Below are 18,588 nucleotides of genomic sequence, written 5' to 3' on the forward strand. Positions count from 1 at the left end.
TTTTAATTCTAAAACGATTTTACTTACTCAAGTACATTTTACGTCTTGCATATAAATCGTAAAAGGCATCGTCTCTTAAACTTTCAATAAATAAGATGCTTTCTCCTGTTGATTTCATTTCAGGCCCTAAGTTCTTATTTACATTTGGAAACTTATTAAAAGAGAATACAGGTTGCTTAATTGCAAACCCTTCTAACTGAGGATTGAAATCAAAATCAGTAACTTTCTTCTCTCCTAACATCACTTTGGTAGCATAATTTACATAAGGTTCTTTATAAGCTTTTGCTATAAATGGAACCGTACGAGATGCACGTGGATTTGCTTCAATGATATATACTTTATCATCTTTAATCGCAAACTGAATGTTAATTAATCCAACTGTATCAAGTGCTAAAGCAATGGTTTTAGTATACTCTCTAATTTGTTCCAATACTAACTCTCCTAAATTAAACGCTGGTAAAGTAGCATTTGAATCTCCTGAGTGGATTCCACAAGGTTCAATATGCTCCATTATCCCAATAATATACACATTTTCACCATCGCAAATTGCATCAGCTTCTGCTTCAATAGCTCCTTCTAAATAATGATCTAATAATAATTTGTTATTTGGAATTTTACGCAATAAATCTACTACATGCTCTAATAACTCCTCTTTATTAATCACAATTTTCATTCCTTGTCCTCCTAATACATACGATGGACGCACTAAGATTGGAAAGTCTAACTCATCTGCTAACGCTAAAGCTTCATCTGCATTTTCTGCTACTCCAAACTCAGGATAAGGAATATTATTTTCTTTTAACAAGCTTGAAAAACTTCCACGATCTTCTGCTAAATCTAACGCTTTAAAGCTCGTTCCTAAAATTGGAATTCCATAACGCTCTAGTTTTTCTGCTAACTTTAAAGCTGTTTGCCCTCCTAATTGAACAATAACTCCTTCTGGTTTTTCATGCTTAATAATATCGTAAATATGTTCCCAAAAGACTGGCTCGAAGTATAATTTATCTGCCGTATCAAAATCAGTAGAAACTGTTTCAGGGTTACAGTTAATCATAATAGTTTCGTAACCACATTCTTTTGCTGCATACACCCCATGAACGCAACAGTAATCGAACTCAATTCCCTGCCCTATTCGGTTTGGTCCAGAGCCCAATACAATTACTTTTTTCTTATCAGAAACGATACTTTCATTCGATACAGAAACTTCTCCATCAGGAGTTTCAATTTCACTTTCAAAAGTTGAATAATAATAAGGAGTCTGTGCTTTAAACTCGGCTGCACAGGTGTCTACTAACTTATAAACACGCTTTATTTTTAACTCTTCACGCTTCGCATATACTTCACTTTCTAAACAACCTAACATGTGAGCGATTTGACGATCACCATATCCTTTTTGCTTAGCTTCTAACAATAATTCTCTACCAAGCGTATCAACAGTATGTTTAGAAATTTCTTTCTCTAACTCGTATAATTCTTCATATTGGCGCAAGTACCACATATCAATCCTAGTGATTGCATGTATTTTACTCAATGGAATTCCCATTTGAATGGCATCGTAAATAGCAAATACACGATCCCAAGAAGCATGTGTTAATTTATCAATAATTTGGTTATAGTCTTTATATCCTTTACCATCTGCTCCAATCCCGTTACGTTTAATTTCTAACGATTGTGTTGCTTTATGCAATGCTTCTTGGAACGAACGTCCAATTCCCATCACTTCTCCAACCGCTTTCATTTGTAGACCTAATGTTCTATCAGACCCTTCAAACTTATCAAAGTTCCAGCGAGGTATTTTTACAATTACATAGTCTAAAGTTGGCTCAAATAAAGCTGAAGTAGACTTGGTTATTTGGTTGTCTAACTCATCTAAAGTATATCCTACTGCTAATTTAGCAGCAATTTTTGCAATTGGATACCCAGTTGCTTTCGATGCTAATGCTGATGAACGAGATACACGTGGGTTAATCTCAATAGCAATAATATCTTCCTTTTCATCTGGAGAAACGGCAAACTGTACGTTACATCCCCCTGCAAATTCTCCAATAGAACGCATCATTTTAATTGCCATATCTCTCATTTTCTGATATGTTTTATCAGAAAGAGTCATTGCTGGAGCTACTGTAATAGAGTCTCCTGTGTGGATTCCCATTGGATCCATATTTTCAATAGAACAGATAATAACAACATTATCGTTATCATCACGTAACAACTCTAATTCATATTCTTTCCATCCCATCATGGCCTTATCAATCATTACTTCGTGGATTGGAGATATTTCTAAACCTCTAGATAATGATTCTTCAAATTCTTTTTCATCATATACAATAGATGCTCCTGCTCCTCCTAAAGTAAAAGAAGCTCTAATACATAATGGAAATCCGAATTCTTGTGCAATTTCTTTTCCTTTTAAAAAGGATGTTGCGGTAGCTTGAGGCGCCATTGGCACGTCAATTTTCTCCATTAATAAACGGAATTTATCTCTATCTTCTGTGATATTAATAGCATCAATATCTACCCCAATAATTTCAACATCAAAGTCTTCCCAAATTCCTTTTTCATCAGCTTCAATACAAAGGTTCAAGGCTGTTTGCCCTCCCATAGTAGGTAAAACAGCATCAATTTGTGGGTGCTCTTTTAAAATTTGAATAATAGACTTTGTATTCAAAGGTAACAAGTATACATGATCAGCCATCGAAGGGTCTGTCATAATAGTTGCAGGATTCGAATTAATTAAGATGGTTTCTATTCCATCTTCTCTCAAAGATCTTAACGCTTGAGATCCTGAATAATCAAATTCACATGCTTGACCAATAACAATTGGTCCTGATCCAATAATTAAAATCGATTTAAGGTCTTGTCTTTTAGGCATTTTAGTCTGTGTTGTGTTGTGGTGTAAAAATAAAAATTGTTTGGTTATAAAAAAAGGCGATACTTAATAGTAACGCCTTTAAAATATTAACAATAGTTAATCATTATTTCTTTGGTCTAGATTCAGATGAAACAGACAACTTTTTTCTTCCTTTTGCTCTTCTTCTAGCTAATACTTTACGTCCATTAGCAGAAGCCATTCTTTCGCGGAAACCGTGTTTGTTTCTTCTTTTTCTCTTCGATGGTTGGTACGTTCTTTTACTCATTACAGTATATCTTAAATATCTTCTTTAAAAAATGTTTTGCTTTTGTGAAATTCCGTCTGCTAAAAGCGTGGGCAAATATACAACAGTTTTTCAGTCTGACAAACCCTTATTTTATTTTTTTTAAAAAAAAGTTTGTTTGGCAAACATACATAATTTTTCTGTACGTTTTTTCTCTTTTTTATTTGTTGTAATTGCCAGACTTCTTACTTTTGCGCAAACCTAACAGTACCATGAACAACACAAAATACGTTTTTGTAACCGGAGGCGTAACTTCATCACTAGGGAAGGGAATTATTGCCGCTTCTCTAGCCAAATTATTACAAGAAAGAGGATACTCAGTAACCATTCAAAAGTTGGATCCATATATTAATATAGATCCAGGAACATTAAATCCATACGAACATGGAGAATGCTATGTTACCGATGACGGAGCTGAAACAGATTTAGACTTAGGACATTACGAGCGTTATTTGAACATTCCTACTTCACAAGCTAATAACGTTACTACAGGAAGAATATATCAGTCTGTAATTAACAAAGAGCGCAAAGGAGCCTTTTTAGGAAAAACAGTTCAAGTTATTCCTCATATTACTGATGAAATTAAAAACAGAATCCAAATTTTAGGTAACACAGGCGATTTCGACATTGTTATTACTGAAATTGGAGGAACCGTTGGTGATATTGAATCCTTACCCTATATAGAAGCTGTTCGTCAATTACAATGGGATTTAGGAGAAGACAATGCTATTGTTATTCACCTAACTCTTGTTCCTTATTTGGCAGCGGCGGGTGAATTAAAAACAAAACCCACACAGCACTCTGTAAAAACATTAATGCAAAGTGGTGTAAAACCTGACATTTTAGTATGTCGTTCAGAGCATGAAATCTCAGATGACATTAAACGCAAACTAGCTTTATTTTGTAATGTTAAAAAGCAAAATGTAATTCAGTCGTTAGATGCTGAAACTATTTACGATGTTCCTAACTTAATGTTTAAAGAAGGCTTAGATTATGTTGTATTAGATAAATTAAACTTATCTACACGCAAGCAGCCTAACCTAAAAACGTGGAATAAGTTTTTAGAACGTCATAAAAACCCAACTTCTTCTGTTGAAATTGGTTTGGTAGGAAAATATGTCGAGTTACACGATTCATACAAATCAATAACTGAAGCTTTTATCCATGCTGGAGCTGCGGCTACCAACAAAACAAAAGTTAACGTTCGTTGGATTCACTCTGAAGAGTTAACTCCTGAAAATGCGGCAAAACAGCTAGAAGGTTTGAATGGTGTATTAGTTGCTCCTGGGTTTGGAGATAGAGGAATTGAAGGAAAAATTGCAGCAGTACAATACGTGCGTGAAAACAACATACCTTTTTTAGGTATTTGTTTAGGAATGCAAATGGCTGTAATTGAATTTGCTAGAAACGTGTTAGGCCTTAAAGAAGCAAACTCTACTGAAATGAACCCTGAAGTAGCACATCCTGTTATAAATTTAATGGAAGAGCAAAAAGAGGTTACTGAAAAAGGTGGAACAATGCGTTTGGGTGCTTGGGATTGCCAATTAACACAAGATTCTAAAGTTTTTCAAGCATATAAGGAAGAATTAATAAGTGAACGTCACCGTCACAGATACGAATACAATAACAATTACAAAGAGCAGTTAGAAAATGCGGGGATGAAAACAGCAGGTGTTAACCCTAAAACAGGCTTAGTAGAAATTGTTGAAATCGATTCACACCCATGGTTTGTTGGAGTTCAATATCACCCTGAATATAAAAGTACCGTGTTAAATCCGCATCCACTGTTTGTAAGCTTTATTAAAGCAGCGTTGAAACAATCAAAAAAATAAATTAAAAATCCTGTAATTGAAGTTACAGGATTTTTTTATTGGGTATAAAATTGGAACACTGTTTGAACTATCATCACTAACAAAATTATTCATTGTAAAACCTCAAAAAATCTATAGGGTTTTACTACCTTTGTCGGGTTTTTTAGCTTTCAAGAAAAGCTTTACATGACAAGTTGACATTTTAACATATATCAATGGAACAAAAAAAATTTGATTTAAATTCCTTTATAGGAATGCTTTTATTAGGAGGAATTATGCTTTGGTGGATGAACACTCAAAAGCCTGAAGAAACTCCTGAGGCAACTACCCAAACAGAGCAAACTACAGATGCTACAACCAACACTCAAAACAGTTTATCGGATAACGTAGTAACAAACGACTCGTTACAACAAATTGCTTTACAAACTAAATTTGGTGCCTTTGCATACGGAGCTTCAAAAAGCCAAGAAGGAAATACAACACTTGAAAACGATCTTGTAAAGTTAACTATCGACAATAAAGGTGGACAAATTATTGAAGCTCTTGTTAAAAACTACAAAACGTATGATTCGTTACCTCTTTACTTGGTAAAAAATAACAATGCCTCTTTTAATATTAACTTCGGAACTACTGATAACCGAATTTTAAATACTAAAGACTTACTATTTACTCCTACCCTAACCAAAAATGGAGATACGCAAGTACTTTCTATGAAGTTAAAGGTTTCTGAAGCAAAGTTTTTAGAATACCGCTACGAAATGAAAAAAGGGGATTACCGTGTAGGTTTTGCCGTTCGTTCACAAGGATTGAGTAATACTATTAATAGTTCTCAAGAAATAAATTTAGATTGGAGTTTAAAAGGTTTTAGACACGAAAAGAGTTTAAAAACCGAAAATATGTACTCTTACTACTATTATAAAGCTGATGATGAAGTAGATTACTTACAAATGAATGATGATGATGTAGTAAGTGATATTGATTGGGTTGCTTATAAACAACACTTCTTCTCTTCTATTTTAACATCTGATACACCATTTAGCAATGCTACTTTAAAATCTGTTGACTTTGCAGGTGAAGATAAAGACAGCGTATACACTAAAACCTACGGATTAAAAACTCCATTAGCTTTAACAAATGGAGAGTTAAACTATAATATGCAATGGTTTTATGGACCTACAGATTATAATTTATTAAAATCTTACGAAGGAACTAGTTTAGACGAAATCGCTGATTTAGGTTGGGGTATTTTTGGTTTCTTAAACCGTACGATATTCTACCCTGTATTCAACATGTTAAAAGGTTTTATTGGTAACTTCGGGTTAATTATCATTTTGATGACAATTGTGGTACGTATAATCATGTCTCCTGTATTATACAAATCGTACCTATCAAGTGCTAAAATGAAAGTGATTCGTCCAGAAATGGAAGAAATCAATAAAAAGTATCCTGGTAAAGAAAACGCTATGAAGCGTCAGCAAGAAATTATGGCAGTACAGCGAAAAGCGGGAGTAAGTATGATGTCGGGTTGTATCCCTGCCTTAATGCAAATGCCTGTGTTCTTTGCGCTCTTTAAGTTTTTCCCTACCAACATTGACTTTCGTCAAAAGAGTTTTTTATGGGCAAACGACTTATCTTCTTATGATACTATTTTTAAATTACCGTTTAAAATTCCTTTTTATGGAGACCATGTAAGTTTATTCCCAATTTTAGCTTCTGTAGCCATTTTCTTCTATATGAAAATGAACCAAAGTCAGCAAGCTAATATGCAAGCACCTACTCAAGAAGGAATGCCTGACATGAGTAAGATGATGAAATGGATGATTTACTTCTCTCCTATTATGATGTTATTCTTCTTTAACAACTATGCAAGTGGATTGAGTTTATACTACTTTATTTCGAACTTACTTACCATTATTATCATGTTTGTTATTAAGAACTATGTAATTGATGAGGATAAAATTCATGCTAAAATTGAAGAAAATAAAAAGAAGCCTGTTAAAAAGAGTAAATTCCGTGAGCGTTTAGACGCTGCCATGAAACAAGCTCAAGAACAGCAGGCTGCACAACAACGTGCTAAGAAAAAATAATGACCAACAATCTTGGTAAATTATCTTAAAAACCGACTTTTTCACATTAAAAAAGTCGGTTTTTCTTTTTCAGTCTGTCTTCTACTTTTGAGTATTGAAATTAACTTTTTACTCTAATTCCCAAAAACTTTATAAACCTTCCTTTTTCATTTCACACTTTTCACTTTTCACTTTTCATTTTTCACTTTTCAAACTTTACTACACAAATCTTATTTAACATTCTTTTAACTAAACCCCATTAAACCTTTAGGGAAATTTGCGGTCAAACAAGCTTTATAAATCAACATAATGAAGAAAATTACACTACTTATTATTTTACTAATTAGTTTTACAGCTGTAGCACAGCGTACCCCATCTAAAGTTACCCTAACAGGAAAAGTTTTAGAAACAAATTCTAAGCAACCTTTAGAGTATGCTACTTTAGTGCTTACCAATACTAGCACTCAACAAGTTATTGGAGGAGTAACCAATGCTAATGGGAGCTTTTCAATAGACGCTTCTTCTGGTACCTATGATATAAAAGTTGAATTTATTGGCTTTAAGACTAAGAACTTAGGAAACCACAACTTAACAGAAAATAAAAGCCTAGGAACTATTTTACTATCTGAAGATGCTGAAACATTAGACGAAGTTGAAATTATTGCTGAAAAATCTACCGTTGAAATTCGTTTAGATAAAAAAATATACAACGTTGGAAAAGATATGACAGTGAAAGGCGGAAATGCCTCTGACGTTTTAGATAATGTACCCTCAGTAAATGTCGATGCAGAAGGAGCTGTAAGCTTGAGAGGTAACGAAAACGTGCGTATTTTAATCGATGGTAAGCCTTCTGCTTTGGTAGGACTAAGTGGTACAGATGCTTTACGTAACTTACCTGCCGATGCAATTGAGAAAGTTGAAGTTATTACTTCTCCTTCGGCCCGTTATGATGCTGAAGGTACTGCAGGTATTTTAAATATTATTCTTAGAAAAGGAAAAATAAGAGGATTTAATGGATCGCTTAACTTTTCAGTAGGTAACCCTGATTTGTATAGCCTAAGTAGTAACATTAATTACCGCACAAGAAAATTCAATCTTTTTTCTAATTTAGGATACTCTTACAGAAAAGGCCCTGGAAATGCATTTAGCGACTTTACCTATTTAACCGATGGAGCTATAGATAGTTTAAGCATTGAAAAGAGAGACTATGACCGAAAAAACAAAAGTTTTAACGGTTCTTTTGGTATGGAATACTACCTGAATGACAAGAGTTCTCTTACTGGAACCATTTTTTATAGAAATAATGACGGTAAAGATATTGCCACAAACAATACAGATGTTTTTTCTCCTGCGAACGATCCTATAAGAAGCTTAAAGAGAGTAGAAACTGAAACCGAAGATGATATTGACACTCAATATTCGTTAAACTATACCAATAATATTGATGACAAAGGTCAAAAATTAATTATTGACTTACAGTATAGCGAAAACGAAGAAGATGAACTTGCTAATATTACGAACAACAATATTTTAGCTGAACAAAATAGTCAAGTTACCAAATCTAAAAACAGGTTATTACAAATAGACTATGTACTTCCTTTAGGAGAGAAAAGTCAATTAGAATTAGGTCATAAAGCAGATTTACAGGATTTAACTTCTGATTTTAGAGTTCGCGATGAAAACGGGCAACCTTTTGATTTCGATCCATCTAATGCGATTGATTTTAAACAATATATCTACGCTTATTACGCCCAATACGGTAGTAAAATAGATAAATTCTCATACCTATTAGGATTACGTGCAGAATATACTGATGTTGATTTAACAGTATTAAATACGGGTGAGTTTTCTGATAAAAACTATACTGAATGGTTCCCTACTGTGAACTTAGGATATGAATTTAGTGAAACAGATAACTTAACTTTAGGGTATGCTCGTAGATTACGAAGACCTCGTCATTGGTTTTTAAACCCATTCGAAACACGTAGTTCAGATACGTATGTATTTAAAGGAAATCCAGACTTAAACCCGACGTACACTAGTTCTTTCGACTTAGGATATACTACAAGAGTTAGTAAAGTAACCTTAAACTCTTCATTGTACTATCAATTTTCAACTGATTTAATCAGACCTGTTTCTAGAATTGAAACAAGAGATAAAGGAAATGTTTTTGTACGTCAGTTCTTAAACCTAAATGATGAAGATCGTTACGGATTTGAATTAACAACAAACTATAACCCAGCAAAATGGGCCCGTTTATCAGCAACTTTTAACTATTTTAAGTTTAGAACAGATGCTTTCAACTACACTTATTCTTATACTAATCCTATCAATGGTGATCTAGTAACCGAAACTGAGTCTTTACCTGAAGTAAATAGTAGCAGTTGGTTTGCTCGTTTTAACTCTAGAATTACTTTACCTGCGAAAATAGATTGGCAAACACGTATTATGTATCGAGGACCACAAGATGATGCACAAGGTAGTAGAGAAGGTATTTTTGTTACCAACTTAGCATTTAGCAAAGATATATTTAAAGACAAAGCTTCCTTGGTGTTGAATGTTAGTGATTTATTTAATCAACGTAAAAGAAAAAGCTATACAAATACTTCAAGAGTAATGTCATATCAAGAATTTCAATGGAGAGAACGCCAAATTACCTTAAGCTTTACGTACCGTTTTAACCAAAAGAAAAAACGTGAACGTTCAGAACGTAATGGTGATTTCGACGGAGGCGGTGAAGGATTTTAATGTCTCATACTACAAATTATTAAAAAGAGCACTTGTTGATGTAAACAAGTGCTCTTTTTTGCGTTAGGGATTGAAGCAAGTTACCATGTAACGCGCAAAGCCCGTCCCCTTTGGGGGAACGCCCAAGATAAAAACATAAAAAAAACCACGCCTATTAGCGTGGTTCTATAATATATTATAATAAAAAGCTTACTTACCTTCTTCTGCAGCTTTTTTTGCTTCTCTTTTTAACTTCATGTTTTCCCAGATAGTTCCACCAATCCAGTAAGGAACTACAAATGTTAATAAGAAAATTAACAGCCAAAATCCAGCTGTAAAAATAAACATGAATAATACCAATCCTGAGAATTCTGAAAAATCTAACATTTGTTTCTTATTAATAATTGTTATGCCACAAAATTATAACTATTTTTCTTTTTCTCCAATAAAATCTGATAAAAATCACTATTAAAAACTATTAGAATTTGTAATTTTGAACATCAATAATTTATAGCCTTTTAAATCATTTAAAATGACAAAATACAGAATCGAAAAAGATACGATGGGACAAGTAGAAGTTCCTGCTGATAAATATTGGGGAGCACAAACCGAGCGTTCTCGTAACAACTTTAAAATTGGTCCTGCTGCCTCTATGCCATTAGAAGTGGTATACGGATTTGCGTACTTAAAAAAAGCAGCAGCTTACACTAACGCTGAGTTGGGTGTATTAGCAACTGAAAAACGTGATTTAATCGCACAAGTATGTGATGAAATTTTGGCTGGAAAGCACGACGACCAATTCCCGTTAGTAATCTGGCAAACAGGTTCTGGTACACAGTCGAACATGAATGTAAACGAGGTTATTGCGAACCGTGCGCACGAAATTGCAGGAAATATAATTGGTGAAGGAGAAAAAACAATCCAACCAAACGACGATGTAAACAAATCGCAATCGTCTAACGATACCTTCCCTACTGGTATGCACATTGCAGCTTACAAAAAAGTTGTAGAAGTAACGATTCCTGGAGTAGAACAATTACGCGATACCTTACAAGCTAAAGCAGAAGCTTTTAAAGATGTAGTTAAAATTGGACGTACACACTTAATGGATGCTACTCCCCTAACCTTAGGTCAAGAGTTTTCTGGATATGTAGCACAATTAAACTTCGGATTAAATGCTTTAAAAAATACGTTGGCACACTTAGCTCAATTAGCGTTAGGAGGAACTGCTGTTGGAACAGGATTAAACACGCCTGCTGGTTACGATGTATTAGTGGCTAAATATATTGCTGAGTTTACAGGATTACCTTTTGTAACTGCTGAAAATAAATTTGAAGCTTTGGCTGCACACGATGCGTTAGTTGAAACACATGGAGCCTTAAAACAATTAGCGGTTTCATTAAATAAAATTGCTAACGATATTCGTTTAATGGCGTCTGGACCACGTTCTGGAATTGGAGAAATTATTATTCCTGCAAACGAACCAGGTTCTTCTATCATGCCAGGAAAAGTAAACCCGACACAAGCAGAAGCTATGACTATGGTTTGTGCACAAGTTATGGGGAACGATGTTGCGGTAACTGTAGGTGGTACACAAGGTCACTACGAATTAAACGTTTTTAAACCTATGATGGCAGCGAATGTATTACAATCGGCTCAATTAATTGGAGATGCTTGTGTATCGTTTGATGTAAACTGTGCTGCTGGTATTGAGCCTAACCAAACAAGAATTACTGAGTTACTAAACAACTCACTAATGTTAGTTACAGCGTTAAACACTAAAATTGGATACTACAAAGCTGCTGAAATTGCCAATACAGCGCATGCTAACGGAACTACGTTAAAAGAAGAAGCAGTACGTTTAGGGTATGTAACTCCAGAACAATATGACGAATGGGTAAAACCAGAGGACATGATTGGAAGTTTAAAATAAGCTAAACTTACTCATAGATATTAAAAAAACCACAACGCTTGTTGTGGTTTTTAATTTTATAACTATTTTATTTTTTCTTCCAACTTAGAGACTCTCTCTAACAAAGATTTTAATAACTTATTTTCCTTCTCTAATTTTTCAATTTTAGAATTTTGTTTCTTTAGTTCTTTAATTTCTTTTTCTTGTTGAATGGTATACAATGTCAACTCTTCAATCTTTTGTAATAGTTTAGCATCCATCTCCCCTAAAAAGAAACCATTTTTCTCAACTTCTTTCGCGCTGGGAATGTCTTGTAAATGTCCTTTTTCTTTGATGTGTTTTTCTACATTTTCCAAAGTTGGCAATTCATAGTTTTTCTCAAACACAAAATCGGCCCAATTAGCATAGGTAGCAACTTTTACCTCGGTCGCTACTACTTTTCCATCAACTCCTAACTTAAACCCTTTAGTATCTGATGTCCCAATTCCTACGTTACCGGTACTTCTTACTATACTAATAGCATTGTAATCATTACTTAAATCTGCTGTGTTAATATTATTGACACCTATATTCAATACATTTTTTGTTCCATCATAATTAATAAAAGCACCTTGATAATTAACTTCTCCAAAACGAATATATCTAGAAGTGTTTACTCCATAAATTCTAATATTCCCTTCTTTTACCTCTAGTTTTTCAGAAGGACTTGTCGTTCCAATTCCTACATTTCCATTAGGGTTTATCCTAACCTTTTCAGTATTCATCCATGAAAAAGTGATAGGACCTTGATAATCATTCGTTTTTTGATTAAAATTTAAAGCATAACCTCCAGATTGATATTCTTTAGCTACCATCTCCCAATCTCTTCCATTTACAACACCTAAGTTTATAGTTGCAGAATTAGCATTAGTAGTCCCTCCAAGAATTCTAAAAGTAACTGGAGTATTATCTCCGAAAACATGCAATTTAGCACTAGGATTTCTTGTTCCAATCCCCACATTACCATTATCATGAAAATTAATATTATCGACCCAAGTACTAGAAAAATCATTTTGTATCACTAATGAACTTCCATATCTTGCTATTCTATTGTTAGCCTTTGAGAGAGGGTTTGTATCATAAATTCCTAAACTTGCTCCGTTTTTTGACAAAGTAAGAGTTTCATTAGGGACAAGTGTTCCAACACCTATATTACCATTATTCTCTACTGTAAATTGAACATTTTGATTTGGGGTTTCTGTACCACTTGACAATCTTAAAATAGGTTGAACATTATCTACCTGATTAATATATACAGCAGCCCCACCTCCATTTCTAATAAAATGATTATAATCTGTATTAGTTGCTGGATTTTTATAAGTTTGCGCATCAATCTTTAAACACATCCCTATCATTGCTATCACCGCAATTTTAATTTTTGTTTTCATACTCAATTAATTTAATTTTTAGTTTTCAATAAATTTTTAACTAAAGTTTTTAACTCCTCTAGCTCCTTTTGTTGTTTATTAACTTTAGAATTTTGTTTCTTTAATTCTTTTATCTCTTTTTCTTGCTGAATCGTATACAATGTCAACTCTTCTATCTTTTGTAATAGTTTTGCATCCATTTCTCCTAAGTAAAAACCATTTTTTTCTACCTCTTCAGCACTTGGTATATCTTTTAAATGTCCTTTTTCTTCAATATGTTTTTCTACATTCTCTAAACTTGGTAGCTTATAGCTTTTCTCAAACACAAAATCTGACCAGCCACTTCCTTCAACTTTAATTTCTCGTGCTCCTATGGAACCTTCTACTGCTAGTTTATGAGAACCTGTAATCGTTGTACCTACGCCTATTTTACCATTAGTATTAATTACAAAATCATTTTCATTACTAACTTGAAGCTTCAAAACTTGAGGTGCATTATCTAATTTCCTACTGTATATAATATTTCTATTAGTCACTGCTCCCATAACTATTTTAGAATCCCCTACAGTATTTTCTATTGTACTATACATTGAAGAATTTCCTTTAATATGTAATTTTGACTCAGGAGTATTTGTTCCTATTCCTACATTACCATTATCTGCTATACGCATTTTCTCAGATAGAGTATTATACCCATTAGAAGTATTAAATACAATGTTTGAATAATCAAATGGTGCTATTACAGATTTTCTTGTTTTAACACCAATAGAAGCCATTGGTGAAGTTGTTGTGTAAAGATTTATAAACTTAAGTTGACTAATATAACTGTCATTTTTTTCCTCTGATCCAGTTATAGAAATATTTCCTCTAACGTCTAATTTAGCATTTGGACTTATCGTTCCTATCCCTATTTTACCTTCTTTATAAATAAAATATGGTTTTGCTCCATTCTCTGTCATAACTTTTTCTTGAGCTTTCGTCCCTAACCCCAACCCTATCATTGCTATCACAGCAATTTTAATTTTTGTTTTCATACTCAATTAATTTAATTTTTAGTTTTCAATAAATTTTTAACTAAAGTTTTTAACTCCTCTAGCTCCTTTTGTTGTTTGTTAATTTTAGAATTTTGTTTCTTTAGTTCTTTAATTTCTTTTTCTTGTTGAATGGTATACAATGTCAACTCTTCAATCTTTTGTAATAGTTTAGCATCCATTTCACCTAAATAAAAACCATTTTTCTCAACTTCTTTCGCACTGGGAATGTCTTGTAAATGTCCTTTTTCTTTGATGTGTTGTTCTACATTCTCTAAACTTGGTAGCTTATAGCTTTTTTCAAATACAAAATCTGACCAATTAGCGTAAGTAGCTATTTTTACTTCTGTTGCTGCTACTTTTCCATTTACTCCAAGTTTAAACCCTTTAGTATCAGTTGTTCCAATTCCTATGTTACCTGTACTTTCAGATGTATATAAAAGTACTCTCTTATTTTTTTGATCCCATATCCCTGTATAACCTGTTCCGGTTCCATTTGTCCATATATAACTATCAGAGCCCGACATTTTTAAATCTCCCGTTATTGTGATATTTCCATTAACTTCCAACTTTTCAGAAGGATTTACTGTTCCAATTCCTGTATTTCCATTTGGTTTAATATACAAGCCTAATCCAGAACTATAAGGAGATACACCGTGAGCCATATAATAATATTTAATCGTACTTTCTCCTGATCCTAGAAGGCCTATTCCTCCTATCCTTGTAGACTTGTCAGTAGCCATATTGTTTATACCTCTCGCCCAACCTCCTGTAGTAATAGGCGTATTTATATTAATGGAACTACCATCCAAAGTTAAATTTCCTGTAGAAGAATTATTACCATTAGAATTCCATTGGGCTTCCACGCTTGTAAACGCACTTATCATAACAATGACAGCAATTTTAATTTTCATATTTTTTTTAGATTAAAGCACAAATCTAAAAAGATTTAAGCAAGTAACTTTAAATCCAAAGAAATTTTACTTTTTAATAAATTTCTCTTTTATATACAGTTTTTTGACTTTCTACACGAAATAACAACCACTTTAAAAATAGCTGTTCTCTTTAAATAGAGCTTCCTCCTCAGTTACCTCTCAATATACTTTCTCAATCAAAGCATATTTTTATTTTAGTAACCTTTAGCTTTTTTTTCAAATATCACTACCCAATACTCAATACCAACAACTAATACTCGAAAACCTAACGCTTAAGAATTTCTTAAAACCAACTCTAACTTATATTCCTTATTTTTAAAGATATATAATGTCAAACTAAAACTAACCAAAAAATGACAAACCCCTCACAAAATCAATCTTCATCATGCTGGAACTGCGATGGAGACATTACCCAAGTTACACAACGTTTAAAAGAAATGTTTGTGGAAATGGGACAAAAAACCCGTATTGAAAACGGACAACAACCTGCCGAGAGAGCGGTATTTAGGAAACAACACGGTATTGCATACGGTCGTTTTGTTGTAAACAAAGACATCGAAGAACAATTCAAAATCGGAATTTTTGCCGGTGACGCTTACGAATGTGCTGTTCGTTTTTCAAGTGATACGGGACCCACTTCTCCCGATTTACATTCTACCCTAGGAGTCGGTTTAAAACTCTTCGGTGTGGAAGGTCCTAAACTATTAGGAGATGGTACCAATGCCGATTTTATCTTTCAAAACATCGACCGTTTCTTTGCTCGTGATGCACAACAGATGTGTAGTTTCACCACTGCTGGTGTTATTGACCGTGATTACGACTCGTACATAGCCAAACACCCTGAATTAGCGAGTATTTTACAGGCGATGACCAAAGAAGAAGCTAGTGTATTAAGTGCTAGTTACTGGGCAATTCTTCCTTTTAAATTAGGTGATTCACAAATTGTAAAATATCGTTTAGTTCCTGAAGACACTTATAAAGGAACGCCTTTTAACGATACCAATTACCTAGGTATTGATTTACAACAACGCTTATTAACCAAAGAAGCAACCTTCCGTTTCGAAATACAATTGCGTACCAATGATGCTACTATGCCGTTAGATGATGCACAGGTAGTGTGGAGTACGGAAGAAAGTCCGTATATATGTATTGCAAAATTACATTTACCTCAACAAGATGTAGCTAGTATTGGTCAAGCCGAGTTTGGAAGCAACTTAGCCTTTAATATTTGGAGAACCTTACCGCAACACGAACCTTTAGGATCTATTGCGCAAGCAAGAAAAGTAGTATATGCGGCAAGTGCCGAAGCACGTCATCAAGCCAACGGACAACAACTACAAGAACCTAAAGAAATCAATCCACAGTTTGAGGGTAACACCGATGAAAATAGCGACTGTATCGTAAAAGCAGGGATTTATCCTCCTATTGGTGTCATGCGTGTAGGAAATAGCGAACACGAATACTTTATTGGCCCACTAGTTGACAATCCTGAACCACAAACCGACCCATATGCATATCGTGATAAAACTGGTGCCTTAAAAAGACAAGCGGCACAATTTAGAATCTACGGATTCAATGCAGCTGGAAAAGCGGTAAAGGAATTAACGGCTGAAAATGCCAAAATTACGTGGCATAGTCATTTAGCCAATCAAAAATCGTCTTGGTATCAGTTTAACATTGCCTTAGATATTCCTGAAGCAGCTGATATGCCTCCTTCTATGTTACGCAATATTGATGTAAAAGACCGTAACTCTTTATTAATTGATGGTGGTGCAAAATCTATTACCGGAACCAATGTTACCGAAGGCCCTTTCTTTGAGGGGGAATTCTTCTCTAAAAAAGTATACTTAGGTGAAATGCGTACCGATGAAAAAGGACGTTTAGTGATGTTAGGCGGACACGGAAAATCGGAAAATATCAATGGTGATATCGCCATTACGTTTGCCAATAACGAAGGATGGCATGACGATATTTCGGATGGTCCTGTTACTGCGGAAGTTGAATACGAAGGAACAAAATTAAAAGTAGATCCAGCTTGGGTTATTTGTGCTCCACCAGATTATGCACCGATGCAAAAATCGGTACGTACGATGTGGGATTTAATGCGCGATGTGGCTGTAAAATCTAAAATGTTGGTGCGTCCTGTAAGACCATCGTTTACCAAGGATATTTTACCAATTTTCCAACGCATGACCGATTTACAATGGGTAAATGCTGGTTTTGCTGGAGCTTTTGGTTTTGGAGGTCAGTTTGATTATACCACTAACGAGTGGATAAAACGATTAGGAAATCCGTCGCCTGCCTATATGGAAATGCGAAGAACGATTTCTAACAACTTCCGTCGTTTTGATGTATCGGGAGCAGAAGCACCTCAACTATGGCCTTGGCTATATGGTGATGCAATCAGCATTCCTTCTACGGGGTCTGTTCGACAACATGCTACCTTATCAGACTTACAATTAGAGTTTTTAGATCAATGGGTACAAGGTGATTTCGATGCTGATTATGTGGATATGACTGGATGTCCCCACGTTCCTAAACCGCCTACCATTGACGAACTTCCAGTTTCAGAACAACCAGATATGCTCACCAAAGCTGCCATGGAGTTTTGTTTGGCAGATGCTTTCCACCCAGGTTGTGAAATGACGTGGCCTATGCGTTCTTCTGGTATGTACATGGCTCCTTTTAGAATTAAACATGCACCTAAAACACCGCCTGTTAATACTACGTATTATGGTCCAATGATGAATAATGATACATTACCATTGGCAAAAGGGCCTATTTTAGGCGGACAAGTAGCTGGGGGTATCACGCGTTGGATGGCAATTCCTTGGCAAACAGATACGGCAAGTTGTAGAGACGGATACACTAGTGAATACGATCCGTATTTACCAACATTTTGGCCTGCGAGAGTACCAAACAACGTTTTAAATGAAGAACGTTATAAAGAAACAATGGATACGAATTTATCAGAGGAAACCCGAATTCAAGCCTTTAATTTCCGTTCCGATTGGTTAGACAACCTTCCCTTAGATGGTGAAGCACCAACCTATACGAATCAAATTAATAGCATGATTAAGTATTTTGATAAGCTAGCCGTGGTTCAAAAGCGCCCAGGAGTTCAGCATGATCCAAATTTCCCTGAAGAAATGCAAGTGGGTATTACTCCTACTCCAGAACAAGAGGCAGCATTATTAAACGCTACCATACAAGAATTACAAGGTGTTTTAACCGCTAAACATGCGTTAAAGAAAGGACTTCAAAATACAATAGATGCAGCCGTAGATAAACTATCACACGATAATTTATTAAACGAGCAGTTGGTATTGGAAGATGCACAACGTAGTTTATTAAGCTTAACGGAAGATGAACTAGCAAAAGACTTTAAAGCAACACCCAATGTTATTAAAACCATACATTTAATTGCTGCTAAGTTACATCATATGAAACAGTCTGATTCACATCAAGAAGCAGCTCCTAAAAGAGTGGAAGTTGGTATTCCTGAGAAGATGACACGTTTTTCAAGATATATTCCTAAATAATAT

General features: G+C 34.4%; 11 protein-coding genes. 5 read left to right on the forward strand and 6 right to left on the reverse strand.

All coding sequences use genetic code 11. The features are described 5' to 3' along the window. Window positions 1–19: 19 nt before the first annotated feature. Window positions 20–2,872: a carbamoyl-phosphate synthase large subunit gene (gene carB, locus ACN0WY_RS13725; RefSeq protein ID WP_330486580.1), complete on the reverse strand. Its 2,853-nt coding sequence runs from the start codon at window positions 2,870–2,872 to the stop codon at window positions 20–22. A gap of 103 nt (window positions 2,873–2,975) precedes the next feature. Continuing rightward, a complete protein-coding gene (rpmH, locus tag ACN0WY_RS13730) occupies window positions 2,976–3,137 on the reverse strand; it encodes a 50S ribosomal protein L34 (protein ID WP_028891113.1) in 162 nt (53 codons plus the stop codon). A gap of 230 nt (window positions 3,138–3,367) precedes the next feature. Here rpmH and ACN0WY_RS13735 point away from each other — a divergent pair, with 230 nt between their 5' ends. From ACN0WY_RS13735 to ACN0WY_RS13745, 3 genes are all read left to right on the forward strand, one after another. Then, the gene (locus tag ACN0WY_RS13735; protein WP_330486579.1) at window positions 3,368–4,987 is read left to right on the forward strand and encodes a CTP synthase; all 1,620 of its coding nucleotides are present in this window, start codon (window positions 3,368–3,370) and stop codon (window positions 4,985–4,987) included. Window positions 4,988–5,181: 194 nt separating this feature from the next. Beyond that, window positions 5,182–7,053: a membrane protein insertase YidC gene (gene yidC / locus ACN0WY_RS13740; RefSeq protein ID WP_417800729.1), complete on the forward strand. Its 1,872-nt coding sequence runs from the start codon at window positions 5,182–5,184 to the stop codon at window positions 7,051–7,053. A 288-nt stretch (window positions 7,054–7,341) separates the two neighbouring features. After that, complete coding sequence (locus tag ACN0WY_RS13745; RefSeq protein WP_330486577.1) at window positions 7,342–9,780, forward strand: outer membrane beta-barrel family protein; 2,439 nt, start codon at window positions 7,342–7,344, stop codon at window positions 9,778–9,780. Between the two features lie 189 nt (window positions 9,781–9,969). Here the strand turns inward: ACN0WY_RS13745 and ACN0WY_RS13750 are convergent, their stop codons facing one another. After that, window positions 9,970–10,146 (reverse strand): hypothetical protein, encoded by a 177-nt coding sequence (locus ACN0WY_RS13750; protein ID WP_164505156.1) that lies wholly within the window; start codon window positions 10,144–10,146, stop codon window positions 9,970–9,972. 145 nt (window positions 10,147–10,291) lie between these two features. Here ACN0WY_RS13750 and fumC point away from each other — a divergent pair, with 145 nt between their 5' ends. Then, window positions 10,292–11,692, forward strand: a complete 1,401-nt coding sequence (fumC, locus tag ACN0WY_RS13755; protein WP_417800730.1) for a class II fumarate hydratase — start codon at window positions 10,292–10,294, stop codon at window positions 11,690–11,692. 62 nt (window positions 11,693–11,754) lie between these two features. Here the strand turns inward: fumC and ACN0WY_RS13760 are convergent, their stop codons facing one another. From ACN0WY_RS13760 to ACN0WY_RS13770, 3 genes are read right to left on the reverse strand one after another with little or no spacing between them, the layout of a single operon-like run. Continuing rightward, a complete protein-coding gene (locus ACN0WY_RS13760; protein ID WP_417800731.1) occupies window positions 11,755–13,098 on the reverse strand; it encodes a hypothetical protein in 1,344 nt (447 codons plus the stop codon). An 11-nt stretch (window positions 13,099–13,109) separates the two neighbouring features. Next, entirely contained in the window at window positions 13,110–14,111 is a 1,002-nt protein-coding gene (locus tag ACN0WY_RS13765) for a hypothetical protein (RefSeq protein WP_417800732.1), read from the reverse strand. Window positions 14,112–14,122: 11 nt separating this feature from the next. Then, a complete protein-coding gene (locus tag ACN0WY_RS13770) occupies window positions 14,123–15,022 on the reverse strand; it encodes a hypothetical protein (RefSeq protein ID WP_417800733.1) in 900 nt (299 codons plus the stop codon). 374 nt (window positions 15,023–15,396) lie between these two features. Here ACN0WY_RS13770 and ACN0WY_RS13775 point away from each other — a divergent pair, with 374 nt between their 5' ends. Beyond that, a complete protein-coding gene (locus tag ACN0WY_RS13775; RefSeq protein WP_417800734.1) occupies window positions 15,397–18,585 on the forward strand; it encodes a LodA/GoxA family CTQ-dependent oxidase in 3,189 nt (1,062 codons plus the stop codon). Window positions 18,586–18,588: the final 3 nt, after the last annotated feature.

This window comes from Tenacibaculum sp., assembly GCF_048269885.1.
Classification (GTDB): domain Bacteria; phylum Bacteroidota; class Bacteroidia; order Flavobacteriales; family Flavobacteriaceae; genus Polaribacter.

Coding starts and splice junctions, on each gene's coding strand:
- ACN0WY_RS13775 (WP_417800734.1), top strand. CDS start 15,397: ATGACAAACCCCTCACAAAATCAATCTTCATCATGCTGGAACTGCGAT.
- ACN0WY_RS13760 (WP_417800731.1), bottom strand. CDS start 13,098: ATGAAAACAAAAATTAAAATTGCGGTGATAGCAATGATAGGGATGTGT.
- rpmH (WP_028891113.1), bottom strand. CDS start 3,137: ATGAGTAAAAGAACGTACCAACCATCGAAGAGAAAAAGAAGAAACAAA.
- fumC (WP_417800730.1), top strand. CDS start 10,292: ATGACAAAATACAGAATCGAAAAAGATACGATGGGACAAGTAGAAGTT.
- ACN0WY_RS13750 (WP_164505156.1), bottom strand. CDS start 10,146: ATGTTAGATTTTTCAGAATTCTCAGGATTGGTATTATTCATGTTTATT.
- yidC (WP_417800729.1), top strand. CDS start 5,182: ATGGAACAAAAAAAATTTGATTTAAATTCCTTTATAGGAATGCTTTTA.
- ACN0WY_RS13770 (WP_417800733.1), bottom strand. CDS start 15,022: ATGAAAATTAAAATTGCTGTCATTGTTATGATAAGTGCGTTTACAAGC.
- ACN0WY_RS13745 (WP_330486577.1), top strand. CDS start 7,342: ATGAAGAAAATTACACTACTTATTATTTTACTAATTAGTTTTACAGCT.
- ACN0WY_RS13765 (WP_417800732.1), bottom strand. CDS start 14,111: ATGAAAACAAAAATTAAAATTGCTGTGATAGCAATGATAGGGTTGGGG.
- ACN0WY_RS13735 (WP_330486579.1), top strand. CDS start 3,368: ATGAACAACACAAAATACGTTTTTGTAACCGGAGGCGTAACTTCATCA.
- carB (WP_330486580.1), bottom strand. CDS start 2,872: ATGCCTAAAAGACAAGACCTTAAATCGATTTTAATTATTGGATCAGGA.